The organism is Streptococcus sp. bf_0095 (genome assembly GCF_004166885.1).
In the GTDB taxonomy this organism is placed as follows: Bacteria; Bacillota; Bacilli; order Lactobacillales; family Streptococcaceae; genus Streptococcus.
The window spans coordinates 270,953-295,181 of record NZ_RCYU01000002.1 but is presented as its reverse complement, the minus strand read 5'-3'; the positions used below and the strand labels follow the sequence as shown (position 1 = coordinate 295,181).

Sequence of the window (24,229 nt, the reverse complement as noted above, 5' to 3'; positions counted from 1 at the left end):
TTTAGCTAGTTTTTGAAGAACTGTTGAATCTCTTCCTCGGTGAGGCCAATCATGGGATCAATGCTTAAGTAATTGTCCTCTGTTAATCGATAGCCTTGTTGAGAAGCTTGGGAAGCAGATGAGTCAGAGTGGTTTTCAACTGAGACGAGCTCCTTTTGGGGCTCTATTTTTTTTATGGGCTCTTCCAGGTGGACAGGGCTCTGTGAGTCAGAGTCTCTACGTTGAGGAACCCCATCCGAAAAACGCTCAATCAGATAGGTTTTTCGAGCGGTTCCGGTATTCTTTGTCGCAAAGTCAAATGCAGTGTATTCTCCCAGGAGGATGAGCTTGCTTTTGGAACGGGTAATGGCTGTGTAGATCAGATTGCGTTGGAGCATGCGGCGGCTCTGATTGGTCAGAGGAAGGATGACCACAGGAAATTCGCTTCCCTGTGACTTGTGGATGCTCATGGCATAAGCCAGGCGAATTTTGTACCATTCATTGCGGGGGTAGACCAATTCATTGCCATCAAATTGGATGGTGAGTTCATCTTGCTTGGATTCGGTATACTTAGCTGGCAAGAGGTCGGTGATGTAGCCAATATCACCGTTAAAGACATTGCTTTCGGCATCATTGACCAGGTGGATGACCTTGTCACCATTTCGATACTGGCAATCCAGTGTTTGAAAGAATAGAGCACCCGTTTCTAATGGATTGAGGAGCTCTTGCATGAGACTGTTAATCTGGTCAATGCCTGCAGAACCTCGATACATCGGAGCGAGGACCTGGATGTCTCGAGCCGGAATGCCGTTGCGAAGGGCAGCGCTGGTGATTTTTTCAATCATGGGAGCGATGAGCTCACTCGGCGCTTCAAAGTAGGAACGATCAGGTTTTTTCTCTGTGAAATCAGGAGGCAGTTGGCCTTTGCGAATCTGACTGGCCAAAGTGACGATAGTCGAATCTTCACTTTGACGGAAGATGTGTTCCAGTTTGACTTGAGGGATGCTGGGGATCTGTAGGAGATCGGACAAGACTTGTCCAGGACTCACAGAAGGAAGCTGATCGGCATCTCCAACGATTAAGAGTTTGGCATTGGAGGAGATGTTGCTGAGAAGCTGATTGGCCAGCCAAGTATCCACCATAGAGAATTCATCGACAATGATAAAATCCGCATCGAGATAATCGTCCAAGTGACTCGTGTCGTCGTCTCCCGTCATTCCTAAGTGACGATGAATGGTGGCGCTCGGAAGACCCGTCAGTTCACTCATTCGACGGGCTGCTCGACCGGTTGGAGCAGCTAAGAGGATTGGTAATTGAGATTTTTTCCGAAGATCCAATTGGTGCAGACGGGCATAGGTTCCGATAATTCCATTGATAACGGTTGTTTTCCCTGTTCCTGGTCCACCTGTTAGCACGAAGACCTTTTGCTGGATGGCTTCCTGGATAGCCTTCCGTTGGATGGGATCGTAGTGGATATGGAGATCTTCTTCAATGTCATCGATCGTTTGTTCGATTTTTTCTGCTTCGAAAGATTCTTGCTTTCCTTTTTCTAGCAGGCGACCGATATGGCTTCGGATCCCTTCTTCTGCAAAGAAGAGGCTGTTGTTGAAAATCTTAGTGTCAATGTTTTGCACCTTGTCTTCTTCAATGAGACTGGCCAATTCTTGGGCAACGCTGGCTGGATCGAGCTCGACTGGACGAGATGCTTCTAAGAGTTGGATGGTGGCTTGGAGCAATTCTTTGGCTTCAACGTAGGTGTCCCCTGTTTCTAAGGAGAGGGTTAAAAGACTATGAACCAGTCCTGCTCGGAAGCGTTCAGGTGCATCACTGGCAATCCCTAATTCTTCTGCTAATTGGTCGGCAATTTTAAAGCCCATTCCTTGAATATCTTCGACCAGTTGATAAGGAGCTGATTCGACGATTTGCAAGGTTTCTTCCTTGTAGAAATCCTGGATTTGGAAGGCTAGTTTATTAGGGATGCCATAGTTAGCAAGTTGGGCGAGGACCCGTTCCGTACCATAGTTGAGCTGTAGTTTTTCGACAAAGGCCTCGCGATTCTTTTTAGAAAGTCCGGAGATAGAGGTCAGTTTTTCAGGTGCTTGCAGAATTTTATCAATGGTATCCTCGCCATAGAGATCCACGATTTTTTGGGCCGTTTTGAGTCCGATCCCTTTAAAATGGTCGCTAGAAAAGTATTTCACCAAGCCTTTGCTAGTGGGTTTGGCTCGTTCATAGCGATTCATTTGCAACTGTTGGCCATATTTCGGATGATGGACCAGTTCTCCCCAGAAGGTATAATCTTCTCCTTCGACGATATCTGCCATCGTTCCAGTGACGATAATTTCAAAGTTATCATAGTCCTCTGCATCTGTATCATTGATATCCAACAATAAGATACGGAAAAAACTACTTTGATTTTCAAAAATGACCCGCTCAATGGTTCCTGAGAAATAGTATTCCATGCAGAGTTTCCTTTTAAGTAATGGTCTGAGAGAGCTTATCTCTCATGAAGATATTGAAAGAGATTGGAACAAGAGTCCCAACCTCATCATGGGTTAATAAGTCTGGAATGGAAGGAGTGGCCAGAGGCGAAGGACGGCTTCCCCTTTGATTTGTTCCTTCTTGAAAGCCCCCACCTGGCGGCTATCTTTTGAAACGATTCGATCATCACCAAGGAGTAGATACTCATCATCCAAGAGCTTTTTCGTGAAGGTCGCACTTCCATCTTTATCAACAGTGAAAGCCTCGGCTATCTGTGCCATTTGGCGGAAGAGCTCTCCATTTTCTTCGAACCCTTTTCCAGAATAGGTTGATTGCAATTTATCTTCTTTAAATTTTTGAATGTAGTCTTTCAAGTAAGGCTCGTCAGTTTCTTTGCCGTTGATATAGAGGACATCGTTTTTGTACTCGATGGTTTCACCAGGGAGTCCAATGACCCGTTTAACGATTTCTTTGGTTTTTCCATTTTCTGTTTCACTAGCGACCACGATATCAAAACGGTCGATAGGCAGTTTATTGATAACGAGAAGGTATTCACTATCTGCCAAGGTCGGATCCATAGAATGGCCATCGACACGGACAGGCGTCCACAGATAAATACGAGAGAGAATAATGCCTCCAATAATGAGGCCGAAGAGCGCCCATTCTTTCAGGAAAGAACGGACTGGATTAGTTGATTTTTTTGAACGTTTCATGTTTTATCTTTCTATCAATTTTTTTGCTTTTTCTGTATTTTTAAAATGAAGTTTGGCACTGTAGTCAAGGGCTTGAATGCCATAGGCCTTCAAAAGTTGAGCAGCTACCTTGTCTGAGGGCGCACCAGCCCCACTAGGAAGGGTGTAGCCGAGTTCTTGACTCAAATCTTCCAGATTTTGGAGGAAGAGGTCACGAGCAATAATGGAACTCACAGCGACCGCCAGGTATTTTCCTTCGGCCTTCTCTTCTAGGGTGACGACTTGTGGGACCTGATTCGCTTCTGCCTGAACATAGCGATCATAGTTTTTCTTGGTCGTAAAGGCATCGACCACAATTTTTTGAGCTTTTGCCCCTTGTTGCAAGAGCAAAAAAATAGCCTGATTGTGGAGGGCGACCTTGACAGAAACCGCATTGTAGCCAGAGGCGATGACCTGATTGTATTTTTTAGGTGTCAGCAGTAAGGCCTGATGTGGGATTTCTTTTTTGAGAATCGGTGCGAGAGCTCGAATTTTTCGATCATCCAGGGTCTTAGAATCCCCAACTCCTAGACTTTTTAAGCGGGCATGTTGGTCCGGGCTGACCAGTGAAGCCACTACAGCAAGCCCTCCAAAGTAAGAGCCGTTTCCGACTTCGTCTGTTCCGATTAAGGGAAAGTCTTGTCCGGCCTGTGCTTGGTCTATCGGATCTTGTTGGTAACCGAAGAACTCTGCATAGCGCGTCGCCTGACTACCTTGTAGGACAACTTTTCCTGATGTGTAAATCGAAATTGTTGCACCAGGTGCCTTAAAAAAATAACGGATATATGGATTTTTTGAAGGTGCCAGATGGTCTTGGTACTGACCAACAAATGCTTGGATATCCTCATTTTGAGGGGACAATGTAATTGTTTCCATAGTCCTTATTGTATCATAAAAGCTAGATGAAAGGCCAGAAAAAGACCAGCTGAGTTTAGTCTGAAAGAACTTCTTTTAGGCTTGCTTCAATTGCTTGAGGATCGGTTTTTGAAGAGAAGCGGTGGACGACCTGGCCTTGGCGATTAATCAAGAATTTGGCGAAATTCCATTCAATGCGGGAGCCCAAAGGACCGCTAGCCTGTTCTTTTAACCATTGGTAGAGGGGGCTGGCTTCTTTCCCATTGACTTTTATTTTGGCGAAGCGAGGGAAGCTGGTTTGATAATGGAGGCTACAAAATTGATTAATTTCTTCTGCGCTCCCCGGCGCTTGGCCCATAAACTGATTGCATGGAAAGTCCAGGATTTCAAATCCTTGGTCATGGTAGCGCTCATAGAGCTCTTGCAATCCCTGGTATTGAGGGGTCAGGCCACAACCTGTTGCTGTATTGACGATGAGGAGTACTTGGCCTCGATAAGCTTCTAGGGAGAAGGGGCTCCCATCTTGGGCGATTACAGTGAAATCATAGATAGTCATTTTATACGTCCTTTCCTACTTTCTCTATTGTATCACGCTTGGGTCGAAAAAAGTTAAACCGTGGCCCTAGTACCTCCAGTATTTCCTATGGGAAGGGGATTTTCCTACTGACAAGCGGGCTAGATTTTGATATAATATCGTGAGGTGATTTTTTATGTCCAGCTTAAATAGATACAAATTTACTTTCGGTAATAAATCGCTGACTCTCACAACCAATCATGATAATCTCTTCATGGAAGAAGTTGAACGGGTCGCGAAGGAAAAATATGAAGCGATTAAAGAACAAATGCCAGCTGCTGATGATGAGACCCTGGCTATTTTACTAGCAATCAATAGTTTATCAACACAATTGAGTCGTGAGATTGAGTTTGACGATAAGGAAAAAGAATTGGAAGATTTTCGTCGCAAGGCCCTAGATGGCCTGGTCGGTAGATCATCTAATTAAGGGGAGTTGCATGTTTTCAATCCTGATTTTATTCATCCTAGCTTGGAGTTTTTATATTGGGTATTCACGAGGATTTTTGCTTCAAGGATATTATTTTTTAACCATGATTGTGGCCATGTTGGTCGCAGGCTCAGGCTATCAGTCCTTGGCAAAAACCATTAGTCTATGGATTCCATTTTCGAGTGCAACACAAGCTTCAAAATCCTATTTTTATGGTGCAGACCAACTCTTTCACTTAGACAAAGTTTTTTACGCTGGTTTAGCTTATTTCATCTTGTTTGTTTTGGTCTATGCGATTGGTCGAGTGATTGGACTCTTTATTCCCTTGATTCCAACGCCTGAAAAATGGGAGGAGTTTCCGTTTCAGATCGCCAGTGGTGTATTAGCTGTCCTGGTGAGCTACTTTGTTCTGCAAATGGGATTCACGATTTTATCAACAATCCCTATGGCAGCCATTCAAGATCGACTCCATGGAAGTTTCCTCATTCGTTTTATGGTGCAGTATAGCCCCCTTACAGCAGGCCTCTTGAAACAACTTTGGGTTGTAAAAATCTTAGGTGCGTAATCGCTTCTCATCATGTGTAAAGTTCATGAGAGATATTATAGAAAGGAAGGGGAGGCTCAGACCAAAATCAGCCTCCTTTTCTGTTGTGGAGAAACATGAATCAAAAAATTCTCGAAACCTTAGAGTTTCAAAAAGTCAAAAACTTAGTAGAGCCCTATTTGCAAACGGAGCAGGGTGAAGTGGAGTTGCAGGAATTATCTCCACTTGCAAAAAAAGAAGCAATTGAAACCGCCTTTCTTGAAATGGCAGATATGGCTCAGATCTTTGTGGAGCATCCGCACTTTAGCGTGCCCACCATCCAAGAAATTCGTCCAGTGACCAAGCGTTTAGAACTAGAAACATCGCTCAATATCGATGAATTGTTAGCGGTGAAGAAAGTCCTGCGCGTGACCCATGAATTGCGAAATTTTTATGATGAATTAGAAAATGTCCGCTTAGAAAAACTGGATCGGATATTTGAAAATCTAGTCGACCTTCCACAGTTGCAGGGAAGTCTCCATGCCATTAATGAGGCAGGATTTATTGAAAACTTTGCCAGTGAAACCTTGGCCAAAATCCGTCGACGGATTCAAGAGAATGAACACCAAGTGCGAGACATTCTACAAGAATTGTTGAAGACCAAGTCCGAAATGCTGGCTGATCAGGTCGTAGCGAGTCGGAATGGACGAAATGTCTTGCCAGTCAAAAACACCTACCGCAATCGGATTGCCGGTGTGGTGCACGATATTTCAGCTAGTGGAAATACCGTCTATATCGAACCTCGGGCGGTCGTCAATCTTAATGAAGAAATTGCGAACCATCGTGCAGATGAACGCTTCGAGATGCTCCGGATCTTGGAAGAAATTTCAAACCTCCTTCGTCCTCATGCGGGGGAAATCCGAAACAATGCTTGGCTGATCGGTCATATTGACCTCGTTCGGGCCAAACATCGCTTTTTACAGGACCGAAAAGGGACTATTCCAACCTTGTCAGATCAAGGGGAGATTCAGCTCTTGCAGGTGCGCCATCCCTTGATTGAGAAGGCTGTTCCCAATGATATCCACTTTGGCAAAGACCTCACAGAGATTGTGATTACCGGACCGAATACGGGTGGGAAGACCATCATGCTCAAGACCCTGGGACTAGCCCAATTAATGGCCCAGTCGGGCTTGCCAGTCCTAGCAGATGCTGGGAGTAAGGTGGCTGTCTTCACGCAAATCTTCTCTGATATCGGGGATGAGCAGTCGATCGAGCAGAGCCTGTCTACCTTCTCTAGTCACATGACCAATATTGTCTCTATTTTGGAGCAGGTCGATGAGGAATCCTTGGTCTTGCTGGATGAGTTGGGAGCTGGAACGGATCCTCAGGAAGGGGCTTCACTGGCGATCGCCATCCTAGAAGATCTCCGCTTACGAGGGATCAAGACCATGGCAACCACCCACTATCCAGAACTTAAGGCCTATGGGATTGAGACCCTGGGTGTTCAAAATGCCAGCATGGAATTTGATACGGACAGCCTGCGTCCGACCTATCGGTTTATGCAGGGGGTACCAGGACGTTCTAATGCCTTTGAAATCGCGCGTCGTCTAGGCTTGTCAGAAGTGATTGTTCGTCAAGCGCAGGGGTTGACCAATCAGGATCGGGATGTCAACCGCATCATTGAAAAGTTGGAAGCTCAGACCCTAGAAAGTCGCAAACGCCTCGACTCCATCCGAGATGTCGAACAGGAAAATCTAAAATTCAACCGTGTCCTCAAGAAATTGTATAATGAGTTGACCAGGGAGCGGGAGACAGAGCTTAACAAGGCGCGTAAAGAAGCGCAAGAAATTGTAGATCTGGCTCTAGCAGAAAGCGACCAGATCTTACAAGGTCTCCATGCCAAATCACAACTCAAGCCCCATGAAATTATTGAGGCTAAGTCTCAGTTGAAGAAATTAGCTCCAGAAACGGTCGACCTATCAAAAAACAAGGTCTTGAAACAGGCCAAAAAAGCCCGAGCTCCAAAAGTAGGAGACGAGATCTTGGTCATCAGCTATGGGCAAAGAGGAAGTCTTACTAAGCAGCTCAAGGATGGTCGTTGGGAAGCCCAAGTGGGACTAATCAAGATGACCTTGGAAGAAAAAGAATTTAATCTTCTAAAAGCTGAAAAAGATGCTTCCCAACCGAAAAAGCGCCAGGTTCACGTGGTCAAACGCTCCAACGTCAACGGGCCTCGGGCTCGCTTGGACCTTCGTGGTAAACGGTATGAGGAAGCCATGGAAGAATTAGACAGCTTTATCGACCAAGCTCTTCTCAACAATATGGCCCAAGTCGATATCATCCACGGCATTGGAACAGGGGTCATCCGGGAAGGGGTCACCAAGTACCTTCGTCGCAATAAGCATGTCAAAAGCTTTGAATACGCTCCTCAAAATGCAGGAGGAAGCGGAGCAACAATTGTTACCTTTAAATAAGCAAAGAGTCAGTCGTGCCTTTTAATCAGGCACGCTTTTTGCTATAATACAGTCAGTTTAAACGGAAAGAAGGAAAGTTTATGACCCCTAATCGTTCGTCCGATTCTTGCACTACCATACTCGTCGGAAAAGGTGCTAGCTATGATGGTTCAACCATTGTAGCTCGCACGGAAGACTCTCAAAACGGAGTGTTTACCCCTAAGAAATTTATCGTTGTTCAGCCAGAGGATCAACCCCGTCATTATCGTTCAGTCCTATCTCCTTTTGAGATAGATCTGCCTGATAACCCTGTTCGTTACACAGCTGTTCCAGATGCTATTCCTAAGGATGGTATCTGGGGAGAAGCGGGTATCAATCACTATAATGTGGCTATGAGTGAAACAGAAACCATTACGACCAATAGCCGGGTCTTGGGTGCGGATCCTCTGGTGGAAAGTGGCATTGGGGAGGAAGACATGCTGACCTTGGTTCTTCCTTATGTCCAGACTGCCCGAGAAGGAGTGCTTCGCTTGGGGAAACTCCTAGAAGAATACGGAACCTATGAGTCTAATGGAGTGGCTATCAGCGATGTCAATGAGATCTGGTGGTTGGAAACCATCGGAGGTCATCACTGGATGGCCCGCCGTGTGCCAGACGATGCCTATGTGACCAATCCCAATCAATTGGGAAGTGATCGCTTTGAGTTTGATCGCCCAGAAGAATTCTTGTGTGACCCAGACTTGAAAGATTTTGTGGAACGCCATCACCTGGCCTTGGATTTTGACGGTTCGTCCTTTAACCCTCGTTATGCTTTTGGGAGCCAACGAGACAAGGATCGTCATTACAATACACCACGTGCTTGGGATATTCAACGATTCCTCACCCCAGAAGTGGAGCAAGATCCTCGTTCCTTCTTCCTTCCTTGGTGTCAAAAACCTTACCGCAAGATTACGATTGAAGATGTCAAATATGTCCTCAGCAGTCACTACCAGGATTCAGCCTATGATCCTTACGGTTTAGAAGGGGATAGTCATAGTCGTCGGACCTTCCGTACCATTGGCATTAACCGGACCAGCCAGACGGCCATTCTCCAATTGCGGCCAAATCGTCCTCAAGAGACAACCGGGATTCAATGGCTTTGCTATGGGTCTATGCCCTTCAATACGGCGGTTCCATTCTTTACCCAGGTCGATACGACACCGGATTATTTTGCCAACACGACAGAAAAAGTGACGACAGATTCCTTCTATTGGACCAATCGGATTATTGCTGGTCTGGCAGATGCCCACTATAGTCATCATGTTGGAGATTTAGAAGATTACCAAGAAAGCACTATGGCCCTTGGCCATGCCCGGATTGGACGAGTGGATCAAGCCTTGGCAGCAGGACAAACCGTTGATTTTGAAAGAGAAAATCAGGAAATGAGTGATCAGATTCAAGAAGCGACGGATCGCTTATTGGATAAGGTCTTGTTGGATGCTAGCAACCTGATGACCAACCATTTTTCTTTGAGTGATTAGTTGGGCTAAGTTGTGCTATTTCATGATGGTTTCTGAAAATATTGACCTGTTTTTCAAATTATGCTAAAATAGAACAAATTGAACATCATACCGGATGAAGTTTTTCAGAAGTAGGGCCTTCCTATGACTGTGAAATGGACGGAACTCTGGAGAGACCGTAAAGGCACCGAAGGGGCAAGGTAGAGCATTCTACTCAAACTCTCAGGTAAAAGGACAGAGCAAAAGATAGAAGCCTTTTTGGTTTTTATTTGGAGCACCAGAGTACATGTTTTGACATGTGCTCTTTCTTTTTCTCCTTGGATGATTGGATAGATGATGTGGAGGAAGTGGATGGCTATCCCTTTCTAAAGCTAGACAAATAATAAAAGGAGAAATAGATAAGGATGACAAATTGGTTGGCGTTTTTTAAACAAGTAGATAATGTGGTCTGGGGAGCTCCCCTTTTGATCCTCTTGGTGGGGACTGGGATTTATCTGAGCTTCCGCTTGGGCTTGTTGCAAGTTTTTCGTTTACCCCAAGCTTTTCGGCTCATTTTTACAGAAGATCAAGGAGAAGGGGATATCTCTAGCTTCGGAGCCTTGGCAACAGCCTTGGCAGCGACAGTTGGGACAGGAAATATTGTCGGAGTAGCGACAGCTATTCAGACAGGAGGTCCAGGTGCCCTCTTTTGGATGTGGATGGCAGCCTTCTTTGGGATGGCGACCAAGTATGCAGAAGGTTTGTTGGCCATTCGCTACCGAACCAAGGATGACAATGGTCATATTTCAGGAGGGCCCATGTACTATATTCTCCATGGGATGGGTGAAAAATGGCGTCCCCTTGCCATCTTCTTTGCCCTGGCAGGTGTCTTGGTGGCTCTCTTTGGGATTGGAACCATGACCCAGGTGAATGCCATTACGGGCGCTTTGAAGACTAGTTTTCAACTTTCCCCTCAAGTCGCTAGTCTGGTCATTGCAGGAATCGTTTCGGCTGTCATATTTGGGGGAATTCATTGGATTTCCAAGGTTTCCGAAAAGGTGGTTCCTTTTATGGCTGCAGCCTATATCTTCGCGACAGTTTATATTATTGTCTTGAATATGGACCAAGTGCCGACCGTTCTATCTCAAGTTTTCCAAGGTGCTTTTACAGGAACTGCGGCTATAGGTGGTTTTTCTGGAGCCTTGGTGAAAGAGGCGATTCAAAAAGGGGTGGCGCGTGGAGTGTTCTCTAATGAGTCAGGACTGGGATCGGCACCGATTGCAGCAGCTGCAGCGAAGACGGAAGAGCCAGTGGAACAAGGTTTGATTTCCATGACCGGGACCTTCATCGATACCATAATTATTTGTAGCCTAACTGGTCTAGCTATTTTAGTATCTGGCCAGTGGACAACAGTGGGGCAAGTTGGGAGTGATTTGACCCAACAGGTCTTTATCTCGACCTTTGGCCACATCGGTGGGATCATTCTGACTCTTTGTTTGGTCTTGTTTGCGACGACGACCATTTTGGGTTGGTCTTATTATGGTGAACGCTGTGTCGAATTTTTGGCGGGTGTCAAACTCATTCCCTATTACCGTCTTCTGTTTATCCTGATGGTGGGAGTAGGAGGCTTTCTTCAGTTAGAGTTGGTCTGGATCATTGCTGATATTGTGAATGGACTGATGGCCTTGCCGAATCTCATCGCCTTGTTAGCCTTATCGCCTATTGTTATAAAGGAAAGCAAACGATATTTTAAGAAAAAGAAATGAGGCTGGGACAAAAGTCCTAGCCTCACAATTGTTTTTGGATTGTCGAGCAAGACGCAGTGGTTGAGTGGGCTCTACTACGCTGATTTCATCAGCTTTTACAACCCTACTCAACTGTGCGGAGGTGGGACGACGAAATCGAATTCTAACGAATTACCGATTTCTGTCCCACTCTCTTCTGACTTAATAGCGTTTTTCTTTGGGCCAATCTTTCATTTCAGAAATAGCTGTAAAGAGGACATCTGTTGATGAATTGAGAGCTGTTTCACAAGAATCTTGGATGACACCAATAATGAAGCCCACGCTGACTACTTGCATAGCAATATCATTGTCGATACCAAAGAGGCTGCAGGCGACAGGAATCAAGAGGAGGGAACCACCAGCTACTCCAGAAGCCCCACAGGCTGAGACGGCTGCAACGATACTGAGGACCAGGGCAGTCCCAAAGTCGACCTGAATGCCTAAGGTATTGACAGCAGCTAGGGTCAAGGTGTTAATAGTGACGGTAGCTCCGGCCATATTAATAGTAGATCCCAGAGGGATAGAAACTGAGTAAGTATCGGGATTGAGACCTAGTTCCTTACAAAGTTTCATGTTGACAGGGATGTTAGCAGCGGAACTTCTAGTAAAGAAGGCAGTTAATCCACTCACTCGTAGACATTTAAAGACTAGTGGATAAGGATTTTTGCGAATCATGATGTAGACAAAAATCGGGTTGATGACGAGAGCAACGAAGGACATGGTGCCAACTAAGAGAAGTAAGAGGAGCCCATAGCTCTTGAGTCCATCAAAGCCTTGTCCAGCAATCGTTGTATAGACCAAGCCTAGAATTCCGAATGGAGCTAGGTTAATAATCCATTCGACGATCTTGGAAGTAATATCTGCTAGGGTTTGCAGGAGATCCTTGCTGTGCTCGCTAGCTTCTCTCATAGCAACACCAAAGACTACGGCCCAGGATAAAATCCCGATATAATTAGCCTGGATAAGGGCATTGAGGGGATTGTCCACAATTTTTAAGAGAAGGTTGCTGATGACTTCCCCTAGTCCATCGGGAGAAGTTCCATCAGCACTAGTTCCCGTTAAAGAAATGGTAATAGGAAAGACGTAGTTAACCAGGACCGCTACCAGGGCTGCCGCAAAAGTTCCCAAAAGATAGAGGCTGATGACCGATTTCATATTGGTTTGGGTTCCCTTTTGGTGCTGGGAGAGGGCGTTAGCGACAAGTGCGAAGACTAAAAGAGGAGCAATTGCCCGCAAGCCTCCTACAAAGATTTCCCCTAATAGACCAATTGCAGATGCTTGAGGAAGAAGCAGAGCTAAGAGAGCCCCAACGAAGATTCCAATTGCAATCCGCTTCATAAGGTTGGTTTTGTTCCAAGTTTGAATGAGCCGTTTAACCATAAGGACCTCCTTTTTCGAAAGTTTATCGTCCATTATACGATAGAAAGGGCGCAAAATCAATGGTTATTTAAATAAGGGTGCTGGTTCTATAGCCTAAAATCTGATATAATCAAACCATTAGAAAAAGAGAGAAGGAGAGTGATAGAAGGTATGAAGAATATTTTTTCTCGCTATGTCAGTCAGTTTGATTGGACCAAAATCATGGATGAATTGGTTTCGAAATTGATTTCCTTAGCTATTTTATTTATCTTATTTTTACTTGCAAAAAAACTACTTCGTAGCTTGGTGAAACGGATTTTAAAACCGTCATTGAATTATGTGGGCCAAGATGAAGCGCGTAAGAATACTATCTTGCGCTTGGTAGAGAGTCTGTTGAATTACTGCCTCTATTTTATTTTGATCTACTGGATTCTTTCCATCCTCGGCTTACCTGTTTCTAGTCTCTTAGCTGGAGCGGGAATTGCAGGAGTTGCCATTGGGATGGGAGCTCAAGGCTTCTTATCGGATTTGGTCAATGGTTTCTTTATTCTCCTTGAGCGCCAATTGGATGTTGGAGATACTGTTCGAGTGACTAATGGTCCGATTACCATCGCTGGGACAGTGTCGAGTGTCGGCATTCGGACAACCCAGGTGAGAGATGCAGATGGGACCTTGCATTTTATCCCCAATCGCAATATTATGGTTGTCAGCAATCTCTCTCGGGGCAACCAGCGCGTCTTAATTGATATGCCGATTTCTGCTCAAACGGATCTCGATAAGATTTATCAAATATTCCAGCAAGTCAACGATGAACAGGCACAGAAACATCCAGAAATCTTAGATGGTCCAACGATTTTAGGACCTCAAATCGAAAAGGGAACGGGTCGCTATTCCTTCCGCGTCGCTATGATGGTCCAGTCGGGGAGCCAAGTGGCCATTTACCATCTTTATTATAAACTCTATCATGATGCCCTCTTACAAAATGGGATTGAGATTCCAACAACTTTTTCTGTCACACCCTAATAAAAAAAGACCCATCGGTCTTTTTTTTTATTCTAAAATGAGCATACCCTCTTTAACAGCAAAAGGATCTTTTGGATTAATCCGATCGTAGAACATGACCCCATTGATGTGGTCAATCTCATGTTGAACGACGATGGAGTTGTAGCCTTTGAGTTTGATGCGGTGTTTTTCTCCTGTTTTGTCATAGTAGTCTACCGTTACACGCGCGTGGCGAACCACATAACCAGGAACGTTGCGGTCTACAGAGAGACACCCTTCGCCATCTCCTAGAGCCGCATCTTGGACTGAGTGGGAGACAATTTTAGGATTGTACATGACTTCTTGGATGGAGTAGGCTTCTTTTGGAGGATTTCCTTCTTCGTCCTCTGGATTTGGGACGAGAACGGCAATGATGCGCTTAGAAATGTCCAACTGAGGGGCAGCGAGTCCAACTCCACCTCGAAGGCCTAATTTTTCTGCCATGACAGGATCCTGCGAATGGTGCAAGAACTGCATCATTTTTTCCCCTAGGATGATCTCTTGATCTGACAGTGGGAAAGTGACCTCTTCTGCGATAGCTCTTAAAGTCGGATGGCCTTCGCGGATAATATCATTCATATCAATTAGATGGGCAGCTTTTGTAATGGTTTCAATTGCAGACATGTTCTCATTCACTCCTTTTTTCTAGAAACCATCATATCATAATTCCTTCTAGAATGAAAGTTTCCCAATTGATTGAGGGGTGCTGATGGACTAGACGGGCTGTAAACTAGGAAAGGAAAGAATCTTAGGCCAGTTCATGGTATAATGATAAGAAGAATGAAGGAGATAAGCATGCGTCTAGATAAATATTTAGTGGACTGTGGAGTGGGAAGCCGAACAGAAGTCAAGCAAGTCCTCAAGCAGAAAAAAATTCAAGTCAATGGGAAGGTGGAGACATCTGCCAAGGTTCACATTGATCCAGATAAAGACCAAGTGAGCTATCTGGGAGAAAGTTTATTCCATGAAGAGTTTGTTTACTATCTGCTCAATAAACCCAAGGGGGTCATTTCAGCAACGGAAGACGACCACCATCAAACAGTCTTAGATTTGCTAGATGATACAGCGAGACGCAAGGAAGTCTTTCCTGTCGGACGGCTGGATATCGATACTCATGGCTTACTCCTCTTGACCAATAATGGTAAGCTGGCTCATGCCATGCTATCGCCCAAGAAGCATGTGGACAAGGTCTACCGTGCTCAAGTGGCTGGAATCATGACCCAGGAAGATGTCGTCCGCTTCAAAGAAGGAATAGAATTGAAGGATTTCACTACCCTGCCAGCTGATTTGGAAATTCTGGAGGTTGATCGAGAAGCCGATAGTTGCTTGGTTCAGATCCGCATCGCTGAAGGAAAATTCCATCAGGTCAAGCGCATGGTCGCAGCTTGTGGCAAGGAAGTCACCGATCTCGAGCGGATTTCCATGGGTCCATTGAGTCTAGATCCCGCTCTCAAATTGGGGCAGTGGCGTAGGCTCCAGCCCTCTGAATTGGCTTTTTTAGAGGTCTTTGGAATCCCATTATAAACAAAGGGAAAGCTAGCAAACTGAGGATACAGGGAGCTAGTTTTTTGTTTGTGTCAAAAAAATGAACGTTACAGACAAAAAATATATAAAATTGCTTGTACTATCAAAGCAAATCAACTATAATGAGAAAAGATAGGTTTTGTGAAAATCTGTAATAGGGCATCATCTTCGTTACTGGCTGGACTTATCTACTAAACGTAAAAAGGAGAAAAATCGTTTATGAAAAAGTGGCTCTATGCTGTTGTGACAACAGTTGCCTTGTTTTTATTAGCAGCTTTAGGATTTGCTAAACCCAATGGGGTTACTAAAGCACATGCCGATACGATCAATGATGTTGTAAGCTCTGTGAACATCTCTAAAGCGACTGGCGGTGACTTAACAGAACCACTCGGTGTTTGGGAAAGTTTCAATGTTGAAGCAAACTTTGTTTTACCGAATGGTCGTGTAAAAGCAGGCGATCAAACAGTCATCCAACTTGGAGATGGTTTTAAGGTTTTTGAAACAGATACCATTGACCTATTGGATCCAACTGGCCAAAAAGTTGCAACTGCGACAGTAGATGATCAACGAAAAGTCATCACGGTGACCTATACAGACTATCCTGAAAAAATGGCCAATGTAACAGGGAAGTTGCGTTTCTTTGCTCGTGTAGACCACTCCGTGATTAAGGGAAATACAACACTTGATTTTACGCTTTCAGTTGATAAAACAGTCATTTCAGGTGGAAAGGTTGATTATAAAGGAGTCAATCCAGGTGAGTATCCTCCAACTCCAGAGGTCTTTAGCAAATGGGGCTGGACAAACTCAGGCGATAAATTGAAATTGACTTATACCTTGAACATCAATCAAGGTCACACTGCCCTCCATAATATTGATATTAAGGACCAATTAGCCTTTACAGATGGTAAAATCAAGGTAGATTCAGTTAATATCCATACAGGAACTTGGAAGATCAGTGACGAAGATGGTGCCTATCATTTGCGGGATACCACAAATGTAACCAGCCATTATTCTCCGGTTGTCAGTGAGGACGGTCGTTCTTTAACTGTTCATATCGGGGATCTAGCTCCTGAGCAAGGGATGACCATTCGCTATGATGTCTATTTGGACAAGGTCCCAGCCATCAATACAGAATATAAAAACAATGCGACGATGACTGCCACAGAAGTCAAAGAGCAACACAAAGAAGCAGATATTCTATACCAATTCTTTGAAGGAGCCTTCAATGGTGAGAAATATTCCTTCACAATCCATAAAAAAGGAGAAAATGGTCAAGCACTTGCAGGTGCTGTCTTTACTGTGACAGCAGATGACACTGGTGAGCAAGTCGGAACCATTACCACAGATGAGAAGGGTACAGGAACCGTTGCTGGCTTGATCAAGCAAGCTTATACTGTTCAAGAGATTCAAGCTCCGACAGGATACGTCCTCTCAGAAGAGCCAATTAAGATCAGCAAAGAAGATTTTGGAAATGACCTTGCGATTTCGCGTGAAGTCATCAACAAAAAAGAAAAAACTAGCATTTCTGGTCAGAAAACCTGGAATGACAATGACAATCATGATGGTAAACGCCCATCAGCCATCACCATCAATCTTTTAGCGAACGGTGTAAAAGTAGCTTCTAAAGAAGTGAAACCAGATGCGGAAGGCAATTGGCTCTATCAGTTCGACAATCTTGATCTTGTTGACGATGCTGGTAATCTCATTGCCTACACAGTTTCAGAAGAACCTGTTGCAGGGTATGAAACAAGTGTTGAAGGAACGAATATTACCAATAGCCGTACACCAGAAGTGACAGAAGTAGCTGTCAAGAAAGTCTGGGATGATAAGGAAAATAAAGATGGCCTTCGACCAGATAAGGTAACAGTTCGTCTGCTTGCGGATGGTCAAGAAGTGGCCGTAAAAGAAATCACCGCTACTGACAATTGGCAGGCAAGCTTTACGGATCTACCAGTATACAAGGAAGGCAAGAAGATTGTCTACACGATTACAGAGGATCCAGTAGCAGGGTATACAGCAACTATCGATGGTTTTACGGTAACCAACCGTCATACACCACCGACAACCCCGCCACCGTCTACGACTACACCTCCACCAGCATCTACGACTCCATCGACCACCACACCAAGCACATCGGAGAAACCAGGAACTCCAACTACACCAACAGAAGGAAAGAGAAAAATTCTTCCATCAACTGGTGAAGCCACTTCTTATGGCTTGTTCGGAGTAAGTGCTCTGTTAGCTCTTGTTGGTGCAGCGATGCTGTTAAGTGGTAAACGGAAAGCTGACTAACAACTACAATATAAATAAGACAATGATCTGAAAAGATAATTGTCTCAGATTGAAGATAAAGTCTTCTGAAAAATTTTCCTTAGGTGAGTACAGACGTCAGCGAACTTCATCAAAGTTCCATGACTAATTATTGAGCCTAAGGTCTCAATAATTCCGAATGCCTGAAACAATTATGTTTCAGGCATTTTTCTCACAGCGGAAAGTTTTGATCTTCTTAAATGGCTAAAAATAAAAGTCATTTTCGGGTAATTATCTAACTTTTTTATGTAAAAAAATTTGTCTCTATTCTAAGACAATGATCTGAAAAGATTCTTGTCTTTTTCTGTTAAAGGGCTTCTAGAATAAATGATTCAAAGAAGCGTATTTCTGTTTTTGAAGGGAGCATAAGTGTTTGACAGAAAGATGAAATCTTGATAGAATGGATAGGTCGAATAGACAACTAACTCTTTCTTGGTAGCAGGATATGCCAAACCTGCCACTCGGATAGAGCATAAAGAAAAGGAGCTTATCATGGCAATCTCAAAAGAGAAAAAAAATGAAATCATTGCACAATACGCACGTCACGAAGGTGACACTGGTTCAGTAGAAGTTCAAGTTGCTGTCCTTACTTGGGAAATCAACCACTTGAACGACCACATCAAACAACACAAAAAAGACCACGCAACTTACCGTGGTTTGATGAAGAAAATCGGTCGCCGTCGTAACTTGTTGGCTTACCTTCGTAAGAACGACGTTAACCGTTACCGTGAGTTGATCAACTCTCTTGGCCTTCGTCGTTAATTCAAGATACAAAGGCCGTCAAAAGCACAAAGCAAAAATAGGAAAATTGACGAAGAAACCTCAGTTTCTAGGAAATTTTATCTTTTTTGCCAAGTGCTTAGGCCGTGTTCGATTGAATACAAAAAAGTTAAGTTACTCTATTGTAGAGTAGCTTTTCTTTTTTTACTAGAATTTCAATATTATCTTCGGCTCGGTGCCTTGTCTAGAACCGTTTTATCCAGCAAGAATGGAGAGAGTTGGACAGAAATCGGTAATTCGTTAGAATTCGATTTCGTCGTCCCACCTCCGCACAGTTGAGTAGGGCTGTAAAAGCTGATGAAATCAGCGTAGTAGAGCCCACTCAACCACTGTGTCTTGCTCGACAATCCAAAGACAATTGAGAGGCTAGGACTTTTGGCCCAGCCTCTTTTTTATTGTCTTTTTTCGAATAAGATTCATCATTCTAAGTAAATCGTTTCATTTGACAGATGTAATAAACAGAGTTACAATGGGTGTATCTTAAGAAATAGAGGTTACTGATATGATTGAAATTACATATCTAGATGGTGCAAAACAAGAAAGAGTCATGCATTTTGATTCTTATGAAGAGTTTGAACGCTCTCAACAGACCTGCTTGATTGGTGTGGCGGATTACTATCCAGTTCAAAAATTGACTTATAATGGGCACGAACTCGATTACAACGGAACTTACGGAGATGTCTTCTTCTATTTGATGAAGCAAGACCTCGATCAATACAAAAACTAAAGGAGAAAGAAAATGGTAAAAGCAATTACAGACGCAACATTTGAAGCAGAAACAAAAGAAGGATTGGTCTTGGTAGACTTTTGGGCGACCTGGTGTGGTCCATGTCGCATGCAAGCCCCTATCCTAGAAAAATTATCCCAAGAACTTTCAGAAGATGAATTAAAAATCCTGAAAATGGATGTGGACGAAAATCCAAATACAGCTCGTGCTTTCGGCATTATGTCCATCCCAACCCTACTCTTTAAAAAAGATGGGCAAGTTGTCAAACAAGTAGCAGGTGTGCACACCGCAGACCAAATCAAGGCCATTGTGGCTGAGTTGAGTTAAGAAAAAAAGATTGGAGCTATGTTCCAATCTTTTTTTAATGATAAAGAGAAACCTGTATCTTTCAATCGTACATTGTAGACAAGGTATACGTCATTAGATTATAGGCAGCAGGTCAAGTCCTGTCACATCAAAACTCTAAATTTTGAAACTTTTTATAACCAATGATTAGGAGAATAAAGCCATAGACGAGGGTAATGCCCAGGGCTCCCAAAAATGCTTGTGGAGTGGACAAAATGTCGTCATTAAGCAATCTGTTATATCCATTCGGGAAAAGCATTGCAATGCCTCCGCCAATCATTGAAGTCATCATGCTTGCAATTGTTAAAATAATTGCAACCACTATGGTTGAGCCTATTTTTAAATAAAGGCATAACACAGAAGCGACAGTTACTGAAAAAATATCTTTTAAAAAGATTCCAAAAATATCCTCTAGGGTTGATAAAGTAATAGATAAATCATTATCAAAAAAGGTATTCGAGGCAAAAGTAAACTGAACGACCCTGGTAAAATAGACTGTAGTAGAAACACAAGTAAATAGAATATAAAAAAGTACCAAGATTGAGAGTAAACTAAGATATTTTGAAAAAAATATGTTCTTACGGCTTAAATCTCTATAAAGAAACATGGTATGATCATCTATCTCTCGTCTAAAGACAGAAATTGTCAAGAAATAGATTGCAAGAGTAGGTAAGATAAATGAATCTGCTGAACTGATCATCATATCTAGAAAGGCTATCCCACTTACTCTATTGTCTCCTATTACGGAAATTTGCATGAAATTAGATTTTCCAAAAAAGGAAGCTAGAAGAAAGATAACTGGAAATAAAACGAATAGCAGGTAAATCTTGCTTTCTTTACGCTTCCAGACAGATGTGAAAATGGCAGGTAAGATTTGTTTCATATTACTGTCCTTTCGTAAAGATCTCTTTTAGGTGGTTCTCTTTCACCTCTATCTTCTCAATCAAGGCATGATTTCCTAAAGTTTTAAAAATCTCATTAATCTCTTCAGAGGTTATCTTTGTGGAAATATCTAAAACATTGCCTTCTAGAATGACGTCATCACTTAATAAAGACTGAATCCCTTCAAGATTCTTAGTTTCCTTCAAGTACACAAGCAAACTAGGACAAGCTGCACCGTCAAAAGCGTCTGCTAACTGCCCTGCCTCAATATAGACATAACGTTCACACAAGGCTTCTAGCTCTCCTAATTGGTGGCTAGAAATAAGCATTGAAATTTGTCTCTCATTAGACCACTGTTTCAAAATATCAATTAATTTCTGAACACCAATCGGATCTAGTCCAACGAATGGTTCATCTAGAATAAGGAAGTCTGGTTCGGCAACCAAAGCAATTGCCAAGGCTGTCCTTTGCTTCATACCAAAAGAAAATCCTTTTGGTTTTCTATTTCTAGCTTCCCATAGTTCTACCAATTTTAGAGTTGGTTCAATATTTGAAAAAAGTTCCTCTTTCCCATGTAAACGTAGATAAAATTTTAAGTTATCAATAACGGACATTTCTGGGTAGAATACTGGATCAATCATAATACCAAAGTCTGTTAATACATTGTCTTTACTATGAATATCGATCCCATTATAGGTAATAAGTCCAGAAGTTGGTTTTAGTGATTTTGCCATCAACTTCATGAGTGTCGATTTACCTGCCCCATTTCTACCAATCAAACCGACAATCTCCCCCTTATTGATTTCCATATTGACGTCTTTGAGTGAATAAAAGTCATTCCCAACAAATTTTTTTGAAATACTTTCGATTTTTAGCATATCTAGTTTCCTTTCAATTTTTATAAATAATAAATGAGTCAGCTTGCTCTTTTTAAAACTCTATTCTTTCAAAATTCTTTCTAGCTGAGAAATAGCTAGGTAAGAAGTAAATGCAAGACAAGCCAATGATGATTAACAGCGTTAAACCAAACTTACCTGCTTGTAAAGCATTTGCATAAGTGGTTGGAATCACATACCTTACTCCAATCAGTAAGGGAGCTGTGAAGGCGAATAAAGTGAAGAAGATTCCTACTAAAACAGCCACTAAGGTCTTAGATTTAATGGAAACCATCGCAACCATGACGGTTGTTATAAGATTAAGTAAAACCACAGAAAGAATCGACAAGATAGATTTCTCAACTAAAATAGAGCTTGAAGGTAAGAAGTTAGAATTAACTCCAAATCTAGGCAACATAATGCCATAATAGGTAATGAAAGTTGCAAAAAAAGTTCCAAATAAATAGATTAGATAAATCAATACGAGTCCGATTATTTTAGCATTAAATATTTTAGAACGCTTAATATCTTTGTATAAAAACATGATCTTACTATCAATTTCATCTCTAAAAACGGAAGAAATCAGGATCGAAAAAATGAGTACTGGGATTGTTAAACGATACTGTGTTAAAAGAGTGATATCAAAGAAAGATAAAAAACTATTCGTATAGTCGGTTTTCATATCTTCCATATTTCCTGCCAAAAATGGAACAAGAATAGGTAATAGACAAAAGGATAAGAAGATCTTCGTATCTCTCCTTTTTAAAATAGATTGAAAGACAGCGGTTGTTAATCTATTAAACATGGGCTAGTTCTCCTAACTATAATCATAAACAGAATGTCGGTGAGTTCACTAAACAATTGTAACTCGGTTTTAGTTTTCTAAGTTCTTACATACAACAGTATATTTCAAATTCAATAAAAGAAATGATCAATCTAATAAATGGTCTGTTTTTTATAATGAATGGAATTATAAAAAACAGACCATTTATTCTAGTTTTAAAGTTATCCTTCGTGCATCTTTAATTCATGAGTGAATTCATGATCTATACTTTTTGTTTCTAAAGTGACTTTAGGATATTTGGAAAGGATTTGTTTGACATTGGAAAGACCGATACCTCGTCCTTCTCCTTTGGTTGAGACTCCATATTGGAAAATATTTTTAGTAGGGATCTTATAGTCAGCAGTGGTATTATAGATGACTAAAATTTTATTTTCATTCTCTTGAAAATAAGTAAAACTAATTCTTGGAGATTCTGCGTTAACTGCAGCTTCTATGGCATTATCTAAAAAGACAGATAGTATCGTAATAAAATCGACTAAATCTATTTGAGGAGTTCCGATAGGTTCAGCTATTTCTACAGATACATCAATTCCTCTATTTTGTGCTTCAATCAATTTTGCGGATACAACCGATTTCATTGCTAGGTTTTTTAAATGAACAAGTTTAGCAATATCGTATTGACTATTGTAAAAGGATTTATCAGACTCTTTCAGTACGGCATTATAGATCCTCTCTACCCCATCCATATCTCTTTTCTTTATCGATTCATTTAAGCTGACTAATATATTTGTATAATCATGACGAAAACTTCTAATTTCTTTATATAGCGATTCAATATGATGACTATATGAAGTAAGATTTTTTAATTGATTATCCTTACTTTCCTGAAGCTCTTTTTCTTTATTTTTCTTAGCTTGATCATTCATTTTGAAAATAATTCCAATTGTAAAAATAAGATACAAAATCAAAATATTTCTTCTTAAATATACAAAATCTATAGAACTAACAATATAACCATATTCGCTAAGATGTATTAGATTATCAAGTAAATATACTGACATTACGTAAAATATAAGAGAGTAGCAGAACAATGAGACCTGTTTCTTAAAATTCATTTGTCTATTCAATTCTTCACTTATTACTTTGAAATCTATCTGTAATAACTTAAAGAATCCAAAGCAAAATAAAAATCCAAGACAATAGTCAATCCAAGAAGACCAAAAAAAATTATACCATTGAGCTGCAGATAATCTAAATAAAAAACGATCGTATAAGTTAGCAAAATTTGAAAAAATTTCAAAAATGACAAATGGAAAAAAACTATAAAAGATATATTGAGACCAATTCCAATTATATTTGTTCTTAACAATAATTAATGACAGGGGCAATAAGAAAATCTCCCCCCAAAAAACAATGTCATAATTTATAATATAAATTCCTAGAAAAATAAACGGAAGTAAAAGATAATATAAATTTATTTTTTGATTAGTAACATAAGATAGAATCACTATTCTAAATATCCAAGAAACTAAAAATATTCCTTCAAACTCTAGAGTCATTTTTTATCTACCTTTTCAACTAGCCCTTTCAGTTTTAAACGTGATACAAAGCATGATTCATTGTTTTCAAAATAAACAATATGATTTGCTTTATCAATACGAACGACATTCTCTGGATTTACAACGTAAGCTCGATGACTTTGGTAAAGTCGCTTGTCGGTTTTAGCAATATCTGAGACTTTACCATAAAATTCCATGTGTCCTTTTTTAGTTGTTAAAACGACCTTATGAACGGTCGAAGATGTCTCAAAATATAGAATATCTGAGAAAGGGACTTGAATCTGGGAATGCTCTGATTTAAAGCTGAAGGAATCCTCCCCTATTGTCTTATTGACGTTCTCAGCAGCATGTATCAAAACAGATGAGATCGCTTCCTGATAATCCTGATCATTTAATCCTTTATCAATAAAATCCAAAGCGGAGACACGATAACGATAGGTAACGGGCATGAATTCTGAGTGAGTCGTTACGAATACGATTGAAGCGCTAGGATCTTTTTCACGAATCTCACGCGCAATTTCCATTCCTTTTTTTTCTTCCCCTTTAATTTCAATATCTAAAAAAAAGAATTGGTGATTTCCTGTCTCTTTGATGGCCTCTAACAATTGTGTTGGCTTCCCAAATACCTCTAAGTATTTATACTTTAGATGATGATCTGTCATACATTTCTTGATTGCTGTTTCAATACGAGTTTGTTGTAGAAAATCATCTTCTAATACAAAGATATTTAGCATATTTCTCCCTTCTGAACTTATTGA

At 41.6% G+C, this 24,229-nt stretch carries 22 protein-coding genes and 1 riboswitch; of the genes, 11 read left to right on the top strand and 11 right to left on the bottom strand.

From position 1 onward, the window contains the following. Positions 1 to 5: 5 nt before the first annotated feature. The 4 genes from EAI95_RS06090 to EAI95_RS06075 form a co-directional block, all read right to left on the bottom strand. Positions 6 to 2,441, bottom strand: a complete 2,436-nt coding sequence (locus EAI95_RS06090; protein WP_129822494.1) for an ATP-dependent RecD-like DNA helicase — start codon at positions 2,439 to 2,441, stop codon at positions 6 to 8. A 93-nt stretch (positions 2,442 to 2,534) separates the two neighbouring features. Next, positions 2,535 to 3,173: a signal peptidase I gene (lepB, locus tag EAI95_RS06085; protein ID WP_048715187.1), complete on the bottom strand. Its 639-nt coding sequence runs from the start codon at positions 3,171 to 3,173 to the stop codon at positions 2,535 to 2,537. A gap of 3 nt (positions 3,174 to 3,176) precedes the next feature. Further along, positions 3,177 to 4,067, bottom strand: a complete 891-nt coding sequence (gene rnhC / locus EAI95_RS06080) for a ribonuclease HIII (protein WP_129822493.1) — start codon at positions 4,065 to 4,067, stop codon at positions 3,177 to 3,179. A 55-nt stretch (positions 4,068 to 4,122) separates the two neighbouring features. Next, positions 4,123 to 4,602: a glutathione peroxidase gene (locus EAI95_RS06075; protein WP_023024430.1), complete on the bottom strand. Its 480-nt coding sequence runs from the start codon at positions 4,600 to 4,602 to the stop codon at positions 4,123 to 4,125. 154 nt (positions 4,603 to 4,756) lie between these two features. Here EAI95_RS06075 and EAI95_RS06070 point away from each other — a divergent pair, with 154 nt between their 5' ends. From EAI95_RS06070 to EAI95_RS06050, 5 genes are all read left to right on the top strand, one after another. Then, positions 4,757 to 5,047 carry a hypothetical protein gene (locus EAI95_RS06070; RefSeq protein ID WP_023024429.1) on the top strand — a complete coding sequence of 97 codons (291 nt, stop codon included), beginning with the start codon at positions 4,757 to 4,759 and terminating at the stop codon, positions 5,045 to 5,047. Between the two features lie 10 nt (positions 5,048 to 5,057). Beyond that, on the top strand, positions 5,058 to 5,612 hold the full coding sequence (locus tag EAI95_RS06065; protein WP_023024428.1) for a CvpA family protein: 555 nt from the start codon (positions 5,058 to 5,060) through the stop codon (positions 5,610 to 5,612). A gap of 95 nt (positions 5,613 to 5,707) precedes the next feature. After that, on the top strand, positions 5,708 to 8,044 hold the full coding sequence (locus EAI95_RS06060) for an endonuclease MutS2 (RefSeq protein WP_129822492.1): 2,337 nt from the start codon (positions 5,708 to 5,710) through the stop codon (positions 8,042 to 8,044). Positions 8,045 to 8,124: 80 nt separating this feature from the next. Beyond that, positions 8,125 to 9,543 carry a C69 family dipeptidase gene (locus tag EAI95_RS06055; protein WP_129822491.1) on the top strand — a complete coding sequence of 473 codons (1,419 nt, stop codon included), beginning with the start codon at positions 8,125 to 8,127 and terminating at the stop codon, positions 9,541 to 9,543. 136 nt (positions 9,544 to 9,679) lie between these two features. Beyond that, positions 9,680 to 9,770, top strand: a riboswitch (glycine riboswitch). 156 nt (positions 9,771 to 9,926) lie between these two features. Further along, positions 9,927 to 11,267: a sodium:alanine symporter family protein gene (locus EAI95_RS06050; protein WP_061564401.1), complete on the top strand. Its 1,341-nt coding sequence runs from the start codon at positions 9,927 to 9,929 to the stop codon at positions 11,265 to 11,267. Between the two features lie 180 nt (positions 11,268 to 11,447). Here the strand turns inward: EAI95_RS06050 and sstT are convergent, their stop codons facing one another. Continuing rightward, the gene (gene sstT, locus EAI95_RS06040) at positions 11,448 to 12,665 is read right to left on the bottom strand and encodes a serine/threonine transporter SstT (protein ID WP_123160620.1); all 1,218 of its coding nucleotides are present in this window, start codon (positions 12,663 to 12,665) and stop codon (positions 11,448 to 11,450) included. Between the two features lie 150 nt (positions 12,666 to 12,815). Between sstT and EAI95_RS06035 the strand changes: the two genes are divergently transcribed. After that, positions 12,816 to 13,667 (top strand): mechanosensitive ion channel family protein, encoded by an 852-nt coding sequence (locus EAI95_RS06035; protein WP_023024424.1) that lies wholly within the window; start codon positions 12,816 to 12,818, stop codon positions 13,665 to 13,667. Between the two features lie 27 nt (positions 13,668 to 13,694). Here the strand turns inward: EAI95_RS06035 and def are convergent, their stop codons facing one another. After that, positions 13,695 to 14,309: a peptide deformylase gene (def, locus tag EAI95_RS06030; protein ID WP_125374553.1), complete on the bottom strand. Its 615-nt coding sequence runs from the start codon at positions 14,307 to 14,309 to the stop codon at positions 13,695 to 13,697. 171 nt (positions 14,310 to 14,480) lie between these two features. Between def and EAI95_RS06025 the strand changes: the two genes are divergently transcribed. The 5 genes from EAI95_RS06025 (at position 14,481) to trxA (ending at position 19,353) form a co-directional block, all read left to right on the top strand. After that, on the top strand, positions 14,481 to 15,209 hold the full coding sequence (locus tag EAI95_RS06025) for a pseudouridine synthase (protein WP_120701607.1): 729 nt from the start codon (positions 14,481 to 14,483) through the stop codon (positions 15,207 to 15,209). Between the two features lie 219 nt (positions 15,210 to 15,428). Further along, entirely contained in the window at positions 15,429 to 17,501 is a 2,073-nt protein-coding gene (locus EAI95_RS06020; protein ID WP_129822490.1) for a Cna B-type domain-containing protein, read from the top strand. A gap of 510 nt (positions 17,502 to 18,011) precedes the next feature. Continuing rightward, entirely contained in the window at positions 18,012 to 18,281 is a 270-nt protein-coding gene (gene rpsO / locus EAI95_RS06015; protein WP_004193424.1) for a 30S ribosomal protein S15, read from the top strand. Between the two features lie 520 nt (positions 18,282 to 18,801). Continuing rightward, positions 18,802 to 19,026, top strand: a complete 225-nt coding sequence (locus tag EAI95_RS06010) for a DUF4649 family protein (protein ID WP_023024418.1) — start codon at positions 18,802 to 18,804, stop codon at positions 19,024 to 19,026. A gap of 12 nt (positions 19,027 to 19,038) precedes the next feature. Beyond that, complete coding sequence (trxA, locus tag EAI95_RS06005; protein WP_023024416.1) at positions 19,039 to 19,353, top strand: thioredoxin; 315 nt, start codon at positions 19,039 to 19,041, stop codon at positions 19,351 to 19,353. 127 nt (positions 19,354 to 19,480) lie between these two features. Here the strand turns inward: trxA and EAI95_RS06000 are convergent, their stop codons facing one another. The 5 genes from EAI95_RS06000 to EAI95_RS05980 all read right to left on the bottom strand — a co-directional run bounded on the left by EAI95_RS06000 (position 19,481) and on the right by EAI95_RS05980 (position 24,205). Further along, on the bottom strand, positions 19,481 to 20,254 hold the full coding sequence (locus EAI95_RS06000; RefSeq protein WP_129822489.1) for a hypothetical protein: 774 nt from the start codon (positions 20,252 to 20,254) through the stop codon (positions 19,481 to 19,483). Position 20,255: 1 nt separating this feature from the next. Then, the gene (locus EAI95_RS05995; protein WP_120701610.1) at positions 20,256 to 21,131 is read right to left on the bottom strand and encodes an ABC transporter ATP-binding protein; all 876 of its coding nucleotides are present in this window, start codon (positions 21,129 to 21,131) and stop codon (positions 20,256 to 20,258) included. A 52-nt stretch (positions 21,132 to 21,183) separates the two neighbouring features. Next, positions 21,184 to 21,933, bottom strand: coding sequence for an amino acid transporter (locus tag EAI95_RS05990; RefSeq protein ID WP_120701611.1), 750 nt, complete (start codon positions 21,931 to 21,933; stop codon positions 21,184 to 21,186). 200 nt (positions 21,934 to 22,133) lie between these two features. Then, positions 22,134 to 23,471, bottom strand: coding sequence for a GHKL domain-containing protein (locus EAI95_RS05985; RefSeq protein WP_120701612.1), 1,338 nt, complete (start codon positions 23,469 to 23,471; stop codon positions 22,134 to 22,136). Further along, positions 23,468 to 24,205 (bottom strand): response regulator transcription factor, encoded by a 738-nt coding sequence (locus EAI95_RS05980; RefSeq protein WP_120701613.1) that lies wholly within the window; start codon positions 24,203 to 24,205, stop codon positions 23,468 to 23,470. The genes EAI95_RS05985 and EAI95_RS05980 overlap by 4 nt, the downstream gene beginning before the upstream one ends. Between the last annotated feature and the right edge of the window lie 24 nt (positions 24,206 to 24,229).

Coding starts and splice junctions, on each gene's coding strand:
- EAI95_RS06065 (WP_023024428.1), top strand. CDS start 5,058: ATGTTTTCAATCCTGATTTTATTCATCCTAGCTTGGAGTTTTTATATT.
- EAI95_RS06050 (WP_061564401.1), top strand. CDS start 9,927: ATGACAAATTGGTTGGCGTTTTTTAAACAAGTAGATAATGTGGTCTGG.
- EAI95_RS06020 (WP_129822490.1), top strand. CDS start 15,429: ATGAAAAAGTGGCTCTATGCTGTTGTGACAACAGTTGCCTTGTTTTTA.
- EAI95_RS06090 (WP_129822494.1), bottom strand. CDS start 2,441: ATGGAATACTATTTCTCAGGAACCATTGAGCGGGTCATTTTTGAAAAT.
- EAI95_RS06035 (WP_023024424.1), top strand. CDS start 12,816: ATGAAGAATATTTTTTCTCGCTATGTCAGTCAGTTTGATTGGACCAAA.
- EAI95_RS05990 (WP_120701611.1), bottom strand. CDS start 21,933: ATGTTTAATAGATTAACAACCGCTGTCTTTCAATCTATTTTAAAAAGG.
- EAI95_RS06075 (WP_023024430.1), bottom strand. CDS start 4,602: ATGACTATCTATGATTTCACTGTAATCGCCCAAGATGGGAGCCCCTTC.
- EAI95_RS06070 (WP_023024429.1), top strand. CDS start 4,757: ATGTCCAGCTTAAATAGATACAAATTTACTTTCGGTAATAAATCGCTG.
- rnhC (WP_129822493.1), bottom strand. CDS start 4,067: ATGGAAACAATTACATTGTCCCCTCAAAATGAGGATATCCAAGCATTT.
- lepB (WP_048715187.1), bottom strand. CDS start 3,173: ATGAAACGTTCAAAAAAATCAACTAATCCAGTCCGTTCTTTCCTGAAA.
- rpsO (WP_004193424.1), top strand. CDS start 18,012: ATGGCAATCTCAAAAGAGAAAAAAAATGAAATCATTGCACAATACGCA.
- def (WP_125374553.1), bottom strand. CDS start 14,309: ATGTCTGCAATTGAAACCATTACAAAAGCTGCCCATCTAATTGATATG.
- EAI95_RS06055 (WP_129822491.1), top strand. CDS start 8,125: ATGACCCCTAATCGTTCGTCCGATTCTTGCACTACCATACTCGTCGGA.
- EAI95_RS06000 (WP_129822489.1), bottom strand. CDS start 20,254: ATGAAACAAATCTTACCTGCCATTTTCACATCTGTCTGGAAGCGTAAA.
- EAI95_RS06060 (WP_129822492.1), top strand. CDS start 5,708: ATGAATCAAAAAATTCTCGAAACCTTAGAGTTTCAAAAAGTCAAAAAC.
- EAI95_RS05985 (WP_120701612.1), bottom strand. CDS start 23,471: ATGACTCTAGAGTTTGAAGGAATATTTTTAGTTTCTTGGATATTTAGA.
- EAI95_RS05980 (WP_120701613.1), bottom strand. CDS start 24,205: ATGCTAAATATCTTTGTATTAGAAGATGATTTTCTACAACAAACTCGT.
- EAI95_RS06010 (WP_023024418.1), top strand. CDS start 18,802: ATGATTGAAATTACATATCTAGATGGTGCAAAACAAGAAAGAGTCATG.
- EAI95_RS06025 (WP_120701607.1), top strand. CDS start 14,481: ATGCGTCTAGATAAATATTTAGTGGACTGTGGAGTGGGAAGCCGAACA.
- trxA (WP_023024416.1), top strand. CDS start 19,039: ATGGTAAAAGCAATTACAGACGCAACATTTGAAGCAGAAACAAAAGAA.
- sstT (WP_123160620.1), bottom strand. CDS start 12,665: ATGGTTAAACGGCTCATTCAAACTTGGAACAAAACCAACCTTATGAAG.
- EAI95_RS05995 (WP_120701610.1), bottom strand. CDS start 21,131: ATGCTAAAAATCGAAAGTATTTCAAAAAAATTTGTTGGGAATGACTTT.